Annotated in this window: 15 protein-coding genes; 14 read left to right on the top strand and 1 reads right to left on the bottom strand. The window is 59.6% G+C overall.

The window, feature by feature from the left end:
- Window positions 1-100: 100 nt before the first annotated feature.
- Window positions 101-610: an Lrp/AsnC family transcriptional regulator gene (locus BTIS_RS04460; protein ID WP_094663016.1), complete on the bottom strand. Its 510-nt coding sequence runs from the start codon at window positions 608-610 to the stop codon at window positions 101-103.
- Window positions 611-818: 208 nt separating this feature from the next.
- Here BTIS_RS04460 and BTIS_RS04455 point away from each other — a divergent pair, with 208 nt between their 5' ends.
- The 14 genes from BTIS_RS04455 to BTIS_RS04390 all read left to right on the top strand — a co-directional run bounded on the left by BTIS_RS04455 (window position 819) and on the right by BTIS_RS04390 (window position 16,038).
- Window positions 819-2,321, top strand: a complete 1,503-nt coding sequence (locus tag BTIS_RS04455; RefSeq protein ID WP_158216839.1) for an ABC transporter substrate-binding protein — start codon at window positions 819-821, stop codon at window positions 2,319-2,321.
- Between the two features lie 47 nt (window positions 2,322-2,368).
- Entirely contained in the window at window positions 2,369-3,319 is a 951-nt protein-coding gene (locus BTIS_RS04450; RefSeq protein ID WP_094663012.1) for an ABC transporter permease, read from the top strand.
- The gene (locus tag BTIS_RS04445; protein WP_094663010.1) at window positions 3,316-4,203 is read left to right on the top strand and encodes an ABC transporter permease; all 888 of its coding nucleotides are present in this window, start codon (window positions 3,316-3,318) and stop codon (window positions 4,201-4,203) included. The genes BTIS_RS04450 and BTIS_RS04445 overlap by 4 nt, the downstream gene beginning before the upstream one ends.
- On the top strand, window positions 4,203-5,069 hold the full coding sequence (locus BTIS_RS04440; protein ID WP_094663009.1) for an ATP-binding cassette domain-containing protein: 867 nt from the start codon (window positions 4,203-4,205) through the stop codon (window positions 5,067-5,069). Before BTIS_RS04445 ends, BTIS_RS04440 begins: the two co-directional genes overlap by 1 nt.
- A complete protein-coding gene (locus tag BTIS_RS04435) occupies window positions 5,063-5,863 on the top strand; it encodes an ABC transporter ATP-binding protein (RefSeq protein ID WP_094663007.1) in 801 nt (266 codons plus the stop codon). Before BTIS_RS04440 ends, BTIS_RS04435 begins: the two co-directional genes overlap by 7 nt.
- Window positions 5,864-5,954: 91 nt before the next feature.
- Window positions 5,955-6,998: an agmatine deiminase family protein gene (locus tag BTIS_RS04430; protein ID WP_211279424.1), complete on the top strand. Its 1,044-nt coding sequence runs from the start codon at window positions 5,955-5,957 to the stop codon at window positions 6,996-6,998.
- 75 nt (window positions 6,999-7,073) lie between these two features.
- Window positions 7,074-8,036: a nitrilase-related carbon-nitrogen hydrolase gene (locus BTIS_RS04425; RefSeq protein WP_094663003.1), complete on the top strand. Its 963-nt coding sequence runs from the start codon at window positions 7,074-7,076 to the stop codon at window positions 8,034-8,036.
- Window positions 8,037-8,161: 125 nt separating this feature from the next.
- On the top strand, window positions 8,162-9,781 hold the full coding sequence (locus tag BTIS_RS04420; RefSeq protein WP_094663001.1) for an amidohydrolase: 1,620 nt from the start codon (window positions 8,162-8,164) through the stop codon (window positions 9,779-9,781).
- A gap of 239 nt (window positions 9,782-10,020) precedes the next feature.
- Window positions 10,021-11,142, top strand: a complete 1,122-nt coding sequence (locus BTIS_RS04415) for an ABC transporter ATP-binding protein (protein ID WP_094662999.1) — start codon at window positions 10,021-10,023, stop codon at window positions 11,140-11,142.
- Window positions 11,142-12,206: an ABC transporter permease gene (locus tag BTIS_RS04410; protein WP_094662997.1), complete on the top strand. Its 1,065-nt coding sequence runs from the start codon at window positions 11,142-11,144 to the stop codon at window positions 12,204-12,206. The genes BTIS_RS04415 and BTIS_RS04410 overlap by 1 nt, the downstream gene beginning before the upstream one ends.
- On the top strand, window positions 12,203-12,544 hold the full coding sequence (locus BTIS_RS04405; protein WP_094662995.1) for a hypothetical protein: 342 nt from the start codon (window positions 12,203-12,205) through the stop codon (window positions 12,542-12,544). Before BTIS_RS04410 ends, BTIS_RS04405 begins: the two co-directional genes overlap by 4 nt.
- 6 nt (window positions 12,545-12,550) lie before the next feature.
- Window positions 12,551-13,177, top strand: a complete 627-nt coding sequence (locus BTIS_RS04400) for an ABC transporter permease (protein ID WP_094662993.1) — start codon at window positions 12,551-12,553, stop codon at window positions 13,175-13,177.
- A gap of 184 nt (window positions 13,178-13,361) precedes the next feature.
- Window positions 13,362-14,399, top strand: coding sequence for an ABC transporter substrate-binding protein (locus BTIS_RS04395; RefSeq protein WP_158216838.1), 1,038 nt, complete (start codon window positions 13,362-13,364; stop codon window positions 14,397-14,399).
- A 265-nt stretch (window positions 14,400-14,664) separates the two neighbouring features.
- Window positions 14,665-16,038, top strand: a complete 1,374-nt coding sequence (locus BTIS_RS04390) for an aspartate aminotransferase family protein (protein WP_094662989.1) — start codon at window positions 14,665-14,667, stop codon at window positions 16,036-16,038.
- Window positions 16,039-16,083 lie beyond the last annotated feature (45 nt).

The following is a 16,083-nucleotide window of genomic DNA, read 5'->3' as shown; positions in this document are numbered from 1 at the left end:
ACGTTTATGACTGTGGGAGCCGAGTAGTTAGTGCGCGGCTCCCACATATGTGTACCCACATGTTGAGAATCTACTAATCTTCGCCAATTGCACAACACGCCTACCGCACGCCCCAGTCGTAGCGCTGGGATTCCAAGCGCATGTAGGTGAACAGTTCGGTGCGGTCGATGCCGTCGATCTTGCGGATCTGACGGTTGACCAGCTCGAGCATGCTTTCGTCGTCCTCGGCGAACACCTCGGCCAGGATGTCGAACCGTCCGGCGGTGATGATGATGTAGTCGATCTGTCGGATGTCCTTGAGCTTCTGCGCCACATATTCAATATCGCCGTTCACGGTGATGCCCACCATGGCCTGACGTCGGAAGCCCATCTCCATCGGATTGGTCACGGCGACGATCTGCATCACGTCGTCGTCGAGCATCTTCTGTACGCGCAATCGCACCGCCGCCTCCGACAGTCCGATCTCCTTACCGATCGACACATATGATCGGCGTCCATCTTCCTGCAGCAGGGCCACGATCTTCTTGTTGACGTCGTCAAGTGTGCCTTCGCGAGTGGGCTGTGATTCGTTTCCGTTGCCCGAAGGGACTGTGGATTGCTTTTTCTTCATACTGCAAGACTATAGGAAAAGCCGTTACAATGCGTTTTCGTTGTGGCTTCCCGAAGATGATGATGTTATCTCTGTGAATTATAGATATCGACAATGTAAATCGAACTAAAAAGCGTAACTTTACTTAAGATTTCGAAATTTTATGCCCTTACTCTTTGTGAATAACTTCCAAAACAATATGTGTGGACGAATTAGGAAGGATATGATCATGGGGGCAATGCAGAAGATCGGAGCGCTCGCTCTGACTGCGGCACTGGTGTTCGGCACTGCCGCGTGCGGGGACGGCTCGGGGTCCGCGGACTCCGCCAATCAGATCCATATCGGTCGTACCGAGGTGTTTGACGGTTTCACGCTCGATCAGGAACTGCTGAATGAGGATTACGCCATCTCCACCGCGGTGATGGAACCGCTGATCCGCGTGGGCAACGAAGGCAAGGAACTCCAGCCGGGAATCGCTCAATCATGGCAATACAACGACAATGACACCCAGCTGACAATCAAGCTCAATCCCGATGCCGCATTCAGCAATGGCAAGCCCGTGACCGCCGACGATGTGGCGTTCAGCCTGTCAGTGTGGAAGTCCGGCCCGAACTATGGCGCCAACTATTCGTCCATCGCGTCGGCGACGGTTGAAGACGATCACACCATCGTCTTCAATCTTTCCCAGCCGGACAGCTCCATCCCCGCGTTCCTTTCGTATGCCGTGGCCGGCGTGATCCCCAAGGATTACGGTGGCAAGACGGCTAAGGAGTTCTACCAGCATCCGGTGGGAGCCGGGGCATTCGCCGTGGAATCGTGGAGCACCGACGGCGATATCGTGCTGAACAAGAACCCCCATTATTACAGGAAGGGATATCCGAAAGCCGATCGGGTGATCAACTCCTATACGCCCGATTCCAACTCCGTGGCATTGCAGCTCAAAGCCGGTCAGATCGACCTTGTCAACCAGCTGGACTCCATCACCGCCAAACTGCTCGACTCAAGCTACATCGCCAAGGTTCCGGCCCACCAGACTCCCACCTTGGTTCTCAATACGCAGAACGCGTTCCTGGCGAACAAAAGCGTGCGTCAGGCCATTGCCTACGCGATCGACTACGAATCCCTGCAACGATACGGTTTCTATGGATTCGGAGAACTGCCGAACAGTTCGTTGCCTCCGAATCTGGAAGGCTCGCCCAAGACCACAGGCGGGTACTACCGTCAGGACATCGACAAGGCCAAGCAGTTGCTCAAGGGCGTGGATATTCCGGAATCGATCACACTGACCTACCCGACGTCCGGCATCTCGGCCGCCGTGGTGCAAATCATCCAATCAGATCTGAAGAAGGTAGGCATCAATGTCGAACTGAAATCCGTGGACGGCGGCACATGGTCGTCATCCCTGTCGGCCGGCACGTTCGACATGAGCACCTTCGCCACTAATGCGAATTCCCCGGACCTGATTGATGCACCGTCCTATGTGGTAAGCACCAAGATGCTGTATGCCCAGATGGACACCAATACTCTCGCCGGTCTTATCGCCTCGTACAAGGAAAGCGCCGATACCGCGGCCAAACAGCAGATCGTGCAACAGATCGACGACTACCTGTCAGACGAAGTGCCATACGTGGTGCTCAACGCCAACAAGGTGATCGTCGCGAAACAACCGGACATCAAGGGATTGGAGGTGCAGCCATGGAGCTGCTACTACTACGACACCCTCTCGCACTGACCTGTATGACTGTCGGATCGCGAACCGAAACGAGGTGAGACGAGACCATGACCAAGAACCGATATCGTTTTATCGTCACACGACTGTTGACGTTGATCCCACTGATACTGGGTATCTTGCTGGTGACTACGCTGCTGCTTGATCTGACTCCGGGCGATCCGGCACGACTGGTGACCGGACCGCGTGCCAGTGACGAGGACGTGGCCCACGTGCGTTCGCAGATGGGGTTGGACAGACCGTTCCTCATTCGATACGTCGATTACGTGATCAACGTGTTGCACGGTAACTTCGGCACATCGTTCAAAACCGGCAAGACCGTGAGCACGCAGATCGCACAGCAGTTGCCGATCACGCTGAGCATCGCCGTGGGTGGCATTCTTGTGGCTCTGCTGCTGTCCGTATTGCTGGCCATGCTGTCCGTGCAGAAGCCCGACGGACTTGCCGACCAGATCGTGCGCATCCTGTGCGTGGTGGGCATCGGACTGCCGAGCTTCTGGATCGCCATCATGCTCATCAGCTACGTGGCGCTTCCCACACGGGTGTTCCCCGTCGCCGGTATCGGTGATGGCATATCCGACCACATCCGGGCGATGATCCTGCCCATACTCACCGTGGCCATATCGCTCACCGCACCCATGACCCGTAGTCTCAGGGCCACACTGCTTGACGTGCGCAACTCCGACTATGTACTCGCCGCCCGCACACTGGGATTCACGGGTTGGAACCTGACCGGTAGTTTCATTCTGCGCAATGCGGCTGGCCCGCTTGTGGTGGTCGCTGCATCCCAGGCCGGGTACGCACTATTCGGCACCACCGTCGTCGAAGTCGCGTTCAGCCTGCCCGGCATCGGACAGGGGTTGGTTACAGCGGCCAGCCAGCGAGACTTTCCTCTCGTACAGGGCTACACCTTCGTATTCGCCATCGCCATCGTCGTTATCTATCTGGTGGCCGACATCATCACATCCGTTATTGACCCGAGAGTGAGGATCGAATCATGACCGCCTCAGTCAAAGCAACAACAGCACCGGCTGCCGCATCATCCGTCGCATCCCGTCTGTCAACGGTCCACAGTCGTCGCCGTCGCAGGCCGTCGACGGGCAAGCTCGTCGTTGGTCTCGCAATCGTCGTCGTGTTCGTGGCGGCCGCCATCGTCAGCCTGATCTGGACCCCGTACGATCCGATCGAACAGGACTTTACCGCGGTGTTGCAGCAGCCCAATGCGGCGCATCTGTTCGGCACCGATGAACTCGGCCGTGACCTGTTCAGCCGCGTGATGCGCGCTGCCGCGATCGACCTGCCGGTTACCCTCGTATGTACCGTGCTCCCCTGCGTACTGGGCACGATTTTCGGCCTCATCGCTGGATATTTCGGCAAGACCTGGGACATGATCATCCTTCGTGTGGGTGACCTGCTGCAGGCGTTCCCGCAGTACGTGCTCATGATCGTCCTCGTGTTCGTGCTCGGCGCAGGTGTGCCGTCGCTGATCGTCAGCTTCACGATCGTCGGCTGGGTGGTCTACGCAAGACTCACCCGCACCGAAGTCATGCGCATCAAGGAATCGCAGTTCATCATGGCGGCGCGGACGTCCGGATTCTCCACCGAACGCATCCTGTTCCGTCACATCGCACCAAACGTCATCCGACAAGTGGCCATCTACCTCACCTCCGATCTCGTGTTCTCCGTGGTGGCGCTCGCCGCGTTCAGCTTCCTTGGATTCGGCATCCAGCCGCCGACCCCCGAATGGGGATCGCTGATTTCCTCCGGTCAGAAGTTCCTCGGACTCGCCCCTTGGCTCGTCGTGATTCCGGGACTCACGTTGACGGTATTCGCATTCGGCCTCGCCCTCATCGGCGACGCCCTGCAGGACAGGATGGTGCACTGATGACTGCGACGACAGCGACCGCAACGACGGCGGCAACAACTGCCGAGACGACGGCGAAGACCGTGCCGGGCGCTCGTCCGGTACTCACGGTCACTGACCTGTCGATTGTCAACGACTACGGAGACGTGCTCGTCCACGACTCCAGCTTCACGCTGGCCCGTGGCGAACGACTGGGCATCGTCGGTGAATCCGGCAGTGGCAAAAGCCTGACCTTGAAAGCGATTGTCGGCATCCTGCCGTCGTCTCTGCACACCACCGGCGATATGACATATGTGGAACCGGTGACGAAGGCTGACGCGGCCATGATCTTCCAGGAGCCGGCCACCAGCCTCAACCCCACGATGCGCGTAGGACGATTCGTCGCCAAGACATGGCAGATGCATCATCCACAGGACTCATGGGACGCCTGCCGCGCGCACGCGATCGACCTCATGGGCAAGGTTGGTATCGCGGATGCGAAGGACAAGATGAACGTATGGCCGTTCGAACTGTCAGGTGGCCTGCGACAGCGCATTATGATTGCCGCAGCGCTCGCCGCCGAACCGGCGATCCTGTTCTGTGATGAACCGACCACGGCATTGGATGTGCGTGTTCAGGCGCAGATTCTCAAGCTGCTGAAGGATATTGCGAAACGTGACAACCTGTCCCTGATCTTCGTCAGTCATGATCTGGCGGTGATCTCCGAGATTTGCGATCAGGTGATCGTCATGCAGTACGGACGGATCGTGGAACAGGGGTCCACTCAGGACATCATCCATCATCCGCAGCAGGAGTACACGAAGAAACTACTTGACGCCGATCTCGACTATCGCATGCGGCATATGGGCGATGACGGCGCAGCAAAGGATGGAGGTGCGTCATGCTGAATCCGCTGATTCTGCGCATCGAGAACCTGGTGATTAAGTACGGTGACAAGCCGACCCTGTTGGATCGTCTGCGGCATAAGCCGGACACTCGATTCACCGCCGTGGACCACGTGTCGTTCGATGTGCCCACCGGGGGATCCGTGGGTATCGTCGGCGAATCCGGGTCAGGGAAATCCTCGTTGCTGCGTGCCATCATGGGGCTGAATCCCATTGATTCGGGCAACGTGCGCTATCAGGGCACCATTCTCAACATGGGCGCATACTCCGATCTGCGCAAATCCATGCAGATGGTGTTCCAGGATCCGGGAACCGCGCTCGACCCCATGATGACGGCCGGCCAGACCATCGCCGAAGTGCTGCGTGTCCATCGAATCGTCGATGCTGACGCCATCCCCGATCGCGTCAACGAACTGCTTGACATGGTCGCCATGCCGCATGATACGGCCGACGCTTATCCGAAGGACTTGTCCGGTGGACAGAAGCAGCGTATCGCCATCGCTCGCGCGCTGGCGTTCAATCCCAAACTGTTGGTGGCTGACGAGCCGACCAGTGCGTTGGACGTGGTGGTGCAGGCGCAGATCCTCGACGTACTCAAGGACCTGCGTGCCCGGACCGGGCTGACGATCCTCACCGTGACCCACAACCTTGATCTGGTGCGCTATCTATGTGATTCGGCCGTGGTGATGCACAACGGAAAACTTGTTGAATCCGGGCCGGTATCCGAGATGTTCTCGCATCCTCGTAACGATTACACGCGCGAACTGCTGGCAGCCGCACCCAAGCTGGCGAGATGACGAGCATTCGAGCCAACGTGTAAAACCCGGAAAGCAACCCAAGCAATCCGGAGCAAAACGGAACCGGAAGGTGACAGCAATGACCTATGTAATGCCTGCAGAAACAGGTAGGCACGAACGCACATGGATGTCGTTCCCGACCGAAGGCTATGTGCTGGGTAGTACCGCACAATCGCGGGACGAGGCCATCGGCACATGGTCTTCGGTGGCGAACATCATCGCGCGGTACGAACCAGTGTCGATGATGGTCGATCCCGCATTGGAAACGATCGCCGCAGGCGTGCTGGATGATGACGTGACACTCCACTCATGTCCTCTGAACGACTGCTGGATGCGTGACAGCGGCCCCACATTCGTCATCGAACACGGCTCCGATACATCGTCTACTCCAATCGTCAGGGGCACTCTCAAAGCCGTCGACTGGGTATTCAACGGTTGGGGGCAACAGCAGTGGTCCACCTGGGACAAGGACGAGCTACTCGCCAAACGCGTGGCACATGCGGCCGGCGTTGATGCGATCAGCAGCTCCTATGTGTTCGAAGGCGGCGGCTTCCACGTGGACGGTCAAGGCACCGCAATCCTCACTGAAACCGTGGCGTTGGACCCGCATCGCAATCCCGGCAAGACGCGTGAGGACATCGAACGGGAACTGCATCACATGCTTGGCGTGGAGAAGGTCATCTGGCTGCCACGCGGCTTGACCCGGGACTACGGCGAATTCGGCACGCGCGGGCATGTGGACATCGTCGCATGCATGCCGCAGCCCGGCGTCGTGCTGTTCCATGATCAGCAGGACCGGAATCACCCCGATTATGAGGTCTCGCGCCAGATCGAACGTGTGCTGTCCGAAGCCCGTGACGCGACCGGGCGCCAATTCACCGTCATTCCCGTACCGGCACCGCAACAGGGGTATGAGACGGACGGCACTCCTACGGACTTCAGCTACATCAATCATTACGCGGCCAATGGTGTCGTGGTTGCCTGCACCTTTCACGATCCCAACGATGACAAGGCGCTCGCCGTACTGGAACAGGCGTATCCGGGCCGTCACGTGGAGCCGATATACGCCAAACCGCTGTTTGACCGCGGCGGAGGCATCCACTGCATCACCCAGCAGCAGCCGGCGGTCGACTAGTCGCAGTCCCAATACCAATCGGCTGTATTGGCGACCGGCATTCAGTATTCGAATAACGTTGAAAAGGAGCTCATCATGGATCTGTATACGGCGGAAAACCTGCCCAGCCTTTGCCCTCGCGTCGAACGTGAACCCAACGTCGTGGGCGTGGGACTGGTGCAAACGAAATGGCATGAAGACCCGGAAGAACACCGGTCCGTCCTGGCGGCTGGAATCATTCAGGCTTCGCTAGCCGGTGCACGCATCGTGTTCCTGCAGGAGCTGACCATGCTGCGTTACATGGCTGACGTACGTCCTGATCCATCGGCGCGATCGGCCATGGCGGAAAGTCTTGAAGACGGTCCGAGCGTAACGTTCTTCCGCGAACAGGCCCGTGCGCACAACGTGTATATCGCAGGATCCGTGTTCGAGAAAACCGGTGCCGACTCCGAACGCGGGTATAACACCGCCGTACTCGTGGCTCCTGACGGCACGCTGGTCCAGCGCACTCGCAAAATGCATATCCCTATCACCGCCGGATACTACGAGGACGAATATTTCGCTCCCGGACCGGCAGACGACGATACCGCGGAGAACCCATATCCGGTGGTGACGCTGCCTATCGAAGGTGAGCCGCGTCTGGGGCTGCCCACCTGCTGGGATGAGTGGTTCCCCGAAACCGCTCGTATGTACGGCATGCAGGGTGCGCAGATCCTCTCGTATCCCACGGCCATCGGATCCGAACCGGACTATCCGGATTTCGACACCGAGCCGTTGTGGGAGCAGACGATTCGCGCCAACGGCATTGCCAACGGCACGTTCATGGTGGTGCCGAACCGATACGGGAACGAGGGCAAGGTCACGTTCTATGGATCGTCATTCATCTCCGACCCGTTCGGTCGCGTGCTCGTGCAGGCGCCGCGTGATCGTGACGCCGTGTTGGTAGCCCATCTTGATCTGGCGCAACGTGACGACTGGATTACACTGTTTCCGTTCTATAAGACGCGCCGTCCCGAATCCTATGGGCGTTTGCTGCGTCGTGAAGGGCTCGGCGCCTAACCGCATAGTAACCGCATAATCCTGTGCGCAGGTCCTGCCATCGTCCGCGTTTTCAATCGCTGCATAACCGTAACCGTTTCGAATCAATACGAACCAATTTCGACGAATAAGCAAGGAGAAGCATCATGTCGACATTATTCGTGGCCGACGCCGTCCATTCCATGACCGCTGCCGATGATCGCAATGCCAACGCCGTGCTGGTGGATGGCTCCACGATTACCGCGGTCGGCGCGGTCGATGACCTGCGTCAGCGAGACGACGTGACGATCGTCGATTTCGGCGGTGGCGTGATCACGCCGGGGCTTACGGACTCCCACAGCCATCCCATTTCCGGCGCGACCTCCGACGCTCTCGGCGTGGACATGACCGGATCGGTCTCCATGCAGGAGGCTCAGCGTCGTCTTGCGGATTATGCGGCTACGGTTCCCGCAGGGGAGTGGGTGTATGCATGGGGATTGGACCCGACCCTATACCATGGAGGCCCAATCGTGTTCGAACCGTTTGCCTCGATTATCGGCGAGCGCCCGTGCGTGATCGCTCTGGCAGACATGCATTCGTTGCTGGTGTCTCCTGCTGTGCTCAAGGCCGCAGGAATTTCCGGCCCTGTTGATTTTCCGAATTCGTCGGCGTGCATCGCCTGCTATCCAGATGGTACGCCCACCGGGCATGTTCTGGAGTTCGAGGCGAAGGATCTGATCTATGCCGTAATGCCGCCGTTGACGGGGGCACAGAAGGTCCAGCGTATCGTTGACGTGCTGAACGGTATGGCGGCCACTGGCCTGACCGGTGCCCATGTGATGGATATGAGCGCGGAGGATCTTGCGCTGCTTGCCAAGGCCGAGGAGACCACTGATCTTGGTATCAAACTGCGGATCCATCCGGTGGCGCGCCAGGCCATGGGTTCCGACATCTCCTACCTGCAGGAGCTGATCGGGCGTCATGGTCGTCGTTGGGCGGTCACCGGCGTGAAACTGTTCATGGATGGCAGTATCGATGGCGGTACGGCATGGCTGCAGAAGCCGGATGTGCACGGAGACAGTGATTTCGGTGCGTGGACCGATCTGGATGCCTACCGGAATCTGATGCGCAATCTGATCGAGGCGCGTATCGATACGGTGGCGCATGCGATTGGCGATGAGGGTGTGCTCACTCATGTGCGTGTGGTGTCCGCGTTGCTGGACGAACTGGGGGATGTCAACGGTGGTTCGCATGGTTCGCATTCGATCGAACATCTGGAGATGATGGATGATGACGTGGTGCGTACGGTGACGTCCAGCCCGCTGTTTTTGAGCATGATGCCATTGCATTGCACGCGCTTCTTGTTGGCGGATCACACTGACAACTGGTCCCGCAAGCTTGGCGAACCTCGTGAGGGGTATGCGTTCCGTACGCGTAGTCTGGTCGACGGCGGTGCCGTGCTGGCCATCGGTTCCGATTGGCCGGTGGCTCCCTACGATCCGAGGTTCACCATCGCCGATGGCGTGCTGCGTCGTCCGTTTGATCGTCCTGATCTGGGCCCGGTGGTGCCGGATGAGTCGCTGACCGTTCCGCAGCTGCTCGACGGATACACCCGTTCATGCGCTGTGGCTCGTGGGGAGAGCGCGACATCCGGACAGCTGGCCCCGGGGTATACGGCGGACCTGACCGTGTTCGGAGCGGACCCCTATGCGCTCACTCCCGAGGAGATCGGCACGATGCCGATTCTCGGCACGGTGGTGGACGGCGACGTGGTGTACTCGGCATGACCGGTGTCATGACACGTTACGTCTGATGCGCAAGAATGAGACAAGGAGGGTTCGAATCTTGGACCCTCCCTCGGCGTGCCTATATCATACGATTTCCGCCACAAAATACACATGCTAATACGGTTTCTGCCGTCTGCCGTATGTAAATCCTCGAAATCAGTCGCAATGTCTTGTTTACCTTACTGAAACCACAGTCCCCTTGTATAGGCTTCGTGATGTGAACCAACAAGGGAGGCGCGATGAGTGCTGCGCAGAAGGTGGTGGTAGCTCGCGACCCGGAGGTCGAGCTGCGTGAATCCGGTCTGACGATTAATCATGCGAAGAAGACGTTCATATCGGCGGAAGGCAAGGAGGTCCATGCCATCGACGACGTGAGTCTGGCAATCCACAAGGGCGAGTTCTTTATTCTGCTTGGCCCGTCCGGTTGCGGCAAGACCACGTTGTTGCGGTCGATCGCCGGCCTGGAAAGTCTGGACGCCGGCGAAATCTACCTCGGCGACCAGCGCATCGATCCTCTGCCTCCCTACGATCGACCGGTGAACACCGTGTTCCAAAGCTACGCGCTGTTCCCGCACATGACCGTCGCGCAGAACGTGGCGTTCGGTCTGGAGATGGAGAAGAAGCCCAAGGACGAGATCGCCAGAACCGTGCAGGAGATGCTCGACCTTGTGCACCTTGGCGATTTCGGCGGCCGCAAACCCAGCCAGATGTCCGGCGGCCAGCAGCAGCGCGTGGCATTGGCCCGTTCGCTCGCCAAGCGTCCCAAGGTGCTGCTGCTCGACGAATCCCTGTCCGCACTCGACTTCAAGCTGCGTCGTCAGATGCAGGTGGAGCTCAAGCGCATCCAGCGTGAGACCGGCATCACGTTCATCTTCGTCACCCACGATCAGGAGGAGGCCCTCTCGATGGGCGACCGCATCGCCGTCTTCTCCAAGGGGCGTCCCGAACAGGTGGGCACGCCGGAACAGATCTACAACGAGCCATCCAACCGGTTCGTAGCCGACTTCATCGGCGACATCAACTTCCTCGACGCGGTCAAGAGCGGTGACGGCGTGATCACCGTCGAAGGCGTGCCGTTCCACGTCAAGCAGGACATCTCCGATCTGGCCGACGGTGCCGAGATCTGCGCCGCCGTGCGCCCCGAACGCATCAATCTGGCCGCGCCGGACGACACCGCACTGCAGGGAACCGTGGAAACCGTCGTATTCATGGGCGCCGACGTGCGTTGTCACGTGCGACTGGGCGACGGCACGCTGCTGCTCGTTCGCGTCTCACCGCCGTTCGACACCAGCGTCCTCTATCAGGGGGCCACGGTGAGCGTGCACGTGGAGGCCGAACATATGAGGGTGGTGGAACGATAATGACCGGCAACGATTCCGATTCCAACACCAAGAGCGACAAGCCGCCGATCGACCAGAAGACGGCGTTGGACAACACCGCGACCGTGACCACCGCGACCGTGCATACGGAATCCGCCGCGACTGCGACCGCGCCCACGGAATCCGCATGGCACCGCTGGTTCGGTTCCCCGCACGCCGTGAAACCTGGTCTGCTCCACCGCGCCTACGCCATTCCGTCCATTCTCATCGGACTGCTGTTCACCCTCGGCCCGATGTGCGTGATCGTGGCGTTCTCGTTCATGAGCCGCCCCGACATGGGCGGTGGCGTGAAGTTCCAGTTCGCCACCGACGCCTACGAAAAACTGCTCTTCCGCCACGACTTCTTCGGTAACCGGTTCTTCGACACCCGATACCTCGAGGTCTTCGGCACATCCCTGTGGCAGGCGTTGCTCACCACCGCCGTATGCGTGGCGCTCGCGTTCCCCATCGCCCTGTGGATGTCAATGAAAAGCGCGAAAGTCCAGCAGATTCTCGTCCTGCTGGTCACCATCCCGTTCTGGACCAACCTGCTGGTGCGCACCTACGCGTGGATGCTCATCCTCAACGAAAACGGACCGATCAACTGGGCCGCCAACCTGCTGGGAATCGGCAAGCAGCAGCTGTTGTATACGTCGTTCGCCTCGGTGATCGGCCTGATCTACACGTTCCTGCCGTTCGCCATCCTGCCGATGTATTCCGCACTGTCCGGCTTTGATTTCCGTCTCGTCGAGGCGGCCTACGATCTGGGCGCCCACAAGCTCACCGTGATGCGTCGTGTGATCCTGCGCGCCGCCATGCCCGGCGTGATGAGCGGCGTGGCACTGTGCTTCATCCCTGCGTTCGGCTCCTACGTGCAGCCCGTGCTGCTCGGCGGCGGACGCGTGCTCATGGTGGGCAACCTCATCGCCTCGCAGTTCGCCGAGGCTCGTAACTGGCCGTTCGGCGCGGCGCTGTCCACAGTGATTCTGGCCATCACCCTGCTTGGTGCGTTCCTGGCGACCGTACTCGGCGGCAAGGCTTCTCGAAAGGCGGGTATGACGCTATGAGCATGTTGCATGATGATGTCGATCCCAAGGCCGTGAAGTATTCCGACAGTGACGAGTTCGGTGCGCTCGTCGCCCGAGCCCAGGCCGAGCGTGCGGCGGATGGCGCCGATTCCGGTGCGCAGATGCCGGATTGGCTGGAGGAGAAGAAACCCGACCGGCCGCTCAGCACCCGTCGCTCCGGCAACCGCGACAATTCACTGAAACGGTTCCCGGCCGTCGGATTCCTCAGCGTCTTCGTACTCGCGTTCCTGTACGTGCCGATGGCGATCGTCGTGTTCTTCTCGTTCAACGGCGGCCGACAGGCCCTGCTATGGGAAGGCTTCTCGTTCCGCTGGTAAGGCGAGGTGTTCACCAACGGTGCGATCATCAAAGCCACCGAAACATCGCTGATCGTCGCGCTGATCGCCACCGTGCTGTCCACACTGCTCGGCGTGCTCTACGTGCTGGCCATCGACCACATGTCCCGAGCCGGTTCGGAACTCGCCACCGCACTGATCAACGCGTCCATGCTGATCCCGGAAATCGTGCTCGGTGTCGCCACCATGGCGTTCATCCGACTGATCGGCATGGCCCCCGGATACGTGCCGCTGGTCCTGGCGCACACCACGTTCTGCATTCCGTTCGTGGTCATGCCGATCCGCGCGCGACTGCAGACGCTCGACAGGGCGTGCTTCGAGGCCGCCGAGGATCTGGGCGCACCCGGTTTCACCACGGTGACGCGCGTGACGCTGCCACTGCTTACGCCGGGCGTGATCTCCGGCGCGCTGATGGCGTTCGTCGTGTCCATGGATGACTTCATGATCTCGAACTTCCTCACCACCGCCGGCACCACCACGCTGCCGATCTACATCTTCTCGCTGATCCGCAAGGGCGTGAACCCGAGCATCAACGTGGTCGCCACGCTGCTGCTGTTGCTGGCGATCGTCATCACGGTCACGTCCACGGTGCTGACGAACCGCAAGAGCAAGTAGCAAGTAGGGGAGGGGAATCATGATCATGCCTATGAATACGTGTGCGATGAACGGAACGTTGTCGGATTCGGATACTTCGCGCAGACAATTTCGAATTTCGAAGATCGCGAGTTCCTGTGTAAAGGTTTTCGCAGCGGCATTATGCTCCGGTCTGGTGTTCGGATTGGCCGGTTGCTCCGGCGGCGTGAGTGACGTATCAGTCAGCGGCGGCACGGCCGAGGCGACTGGACCATATCATGAGGCGCACGGCGGCGAACTGCACATCTACACATGGGCCGGCTATATGCCCGACGATGTGATCAAGGCGTTCGAGCAGGACACGGGCATCACGCTCAGCGTCGACACCTTCGACAGCAACGAGGCTCTTGAGGCCAAGCTGCAGTCCACGGGCGGCGAAGGCTATGACATCGTCATGCCGAGCGACTATATGGTCGAGCAACTCAAGTACGAGGGGCTGCTCATGAAGTTCGACGTGAACTCGCTGCCCAATGCGAAGAACATCAAGCAGGAGTTCCGCAATCCCTACTACGACAAGACGATGCAGTACTCCATCCCGTACATCGTGAGCTACACGGGCATCGTGTACAACGCGAAGGCGATTCCGCAGTCCGATGCGCCGACGTCGTGGAATGATTTCTTCCATCCCAAGGCGTCGTGGGGCAAGACGCAGCTGCTCAACGATCAGATTGAGATCGTGAACGCCGCGTTGCGTGCGGTCGGCAGTGATCAGTGCGCCACCAAGCCGCAGGACTATCAGAACGCCAGCGATCTGCTGCAGTCGTATAAATCGAAGGTGGGCGTGCTGAGTTCGGAGGGTGTGGCCGATCGTCTGGCGTCTGGTGAGCAGAAGGTCGGTATGGCATGGAGCTACGACGCCTATCAGGCCATGTCGAGCAATCCCGACCTGCGATTCGTGTTCCCGTCCGACGGGGCGAACAAGTTCGTCGACAATGTGGCGATATCGCGCGGCGCGACGAACATCGATCAGGCCAAGACGTTCATCAACTGGATGCTCGACCCGCAGAACAAGACCGCGGTGGAGCAGAGCGCCGGCGCCGGCAGCGTGCTGGACGGCGGCGACGAACTGCTGCCCGAGGACATGCGCGACAAGAACGTGATCGTGCCGTCCGCCGACGAACTCAAGCACGCGATTCTGGAAAAACGCTGCTCGAACAAGCTCAACGACAACTACACCATGATGTTCGAGGACTTCCGTAGCTGACGTCGTTGATAGTGCCCGGCATTGTTCGGCATCTGCCGGTGTCGTTCCCAATGCCATCGTCGCCAAGCCTCCCCACACCGGGGAGGCTTTTTGTTGTCTCGGACGGCGTTGTCACGGTATCGGTATCGTCACGGTGCTGTTATGACGTTGTCGTCGTCATTACGGCGATATGGATATGTAAATCGTAGATAAATTAGTTAATAACTGCGAAATAAATAGGTGGTTTTCTATAGGCATTAGGGAAAACGCAGTAAAGGAGTTGGCCATGACAACGACGATCGATGAAACCCGAATCAAGGAACTCACCGAGAAGGAAGGTGAGAAGCTCAACGCCAAGCTCGGCAAGTCCCGTGACATGTACGAACGCGCACGCAAGCACCTGTGCAACGGCGTCGCGTCCTCCTACCAGCTGCGCGATCCGTGGCCGATCTACGTGGATCGCGGCCAGGGTGCCAAGATGTGGGACGTCGACGGCAACGAATACTACGATTTCAACAACGGATTCGGCGCCATGCTGCAGGGCCACGCCAACCCGATCATCGCCGAGGCCGTCAACGACCGCTTCTCCAAGGGATCGCACTTCGCCATGCCCGACTGGGATGACGTGGTGGTCGCCGAGGAGCTGACCGAACGCTTCGGACTGCCGAAGTGGCGTTTCAACAACTCCGGCTCGGAATCCACCATGGACGCCATCCGTATCGCCCGCGCCTACACGCACCGCGACCACATCATGAAGATCTTCGGTTCCTACCACGGCCATCACGACGCCGTGATGATCTCCATCTCCGAGGACTACAACAACATCGGCGACCGCTACCACCTGAAGTCCCTGCCCTACGGCGCGGGCATCCCGAAGGCCACCGTCGAACTGACCGTGCCGGTGCCGTTCAACGATCTTGATGCGCTAGAGCACCGCATCGAGGAGATGGAATCCGCCGGTGAGGCTCCCGCCTGCCTCATCATGGAAGCCTGCCTGATGAACATGTCGATCGTGCCGCCGGAGCCCGGATACCTCGAGGGTGTGCGCGAGGTGACGAAGAAGCATGGCATCGTCCTGATCTTCGACGAGGTCAAGACCGGCCTGACCGTGGGCCCTGGCGGCGCCACCAAGCTGTTCGGCGTGACCCCCGACATGGTCACCATCGCCAAGTCGCTCGCCGGCGGTCTGCCCTCCGGTGCCATCGGCGGCAACGATGAGGTCATGAGCGTGGTCGAGGACGGTTCCGTCTATCAGGTCGGCACCTTCTCCGGCAATCCGCTGTCGATGGCCGCCGCCCGTGCCAGCCTGGAAAAGGTGCTGACGCCCGCTGCCTACGAACATCTTGACAAGATGAACCAGCGCTTGATGGACGGCTGCAGTGCGATCATCAAGAAGTACGACTTCCCCGGCTACGCCCAGGGCTTCGGTGCCAAGGGCTGCGTCACCTTCTCCCCGCACAAGATCACCGACTACGTGAGCTTCCGCAAGGGCCAGAACGCGGCGCTGAACCAGCTCGCATGGCTGTATCAGGCCAACCGTGGAGTCTACATGGCCCCCGGTCGCGAGGAGGAATGGACCCTGTCCGTCGCCCACGACGAGAAGGCCTGCGACACCTACCTCGCCGCCTTCGAGGAAATGGCCCACGACCTCGCCGAGTGACGGTCGGGCCATACGGCCCATATCACACACTTGCCCGAAGCGACT

It is taken from the genome of Bifidobacterium tissieri (assembly GCF_002259645.1).
In the GTDB taxonomy this organism is placed as follows: Bacteria; Actinomycetota; Actinomycetes; order Actinomycetales; family Bifidobacteriaceae; genus Galliscardovia; species Galliscardovia tissieri.
This window is presented reverse-complemented; position numbering and strand designations above follow the sequence as displayed.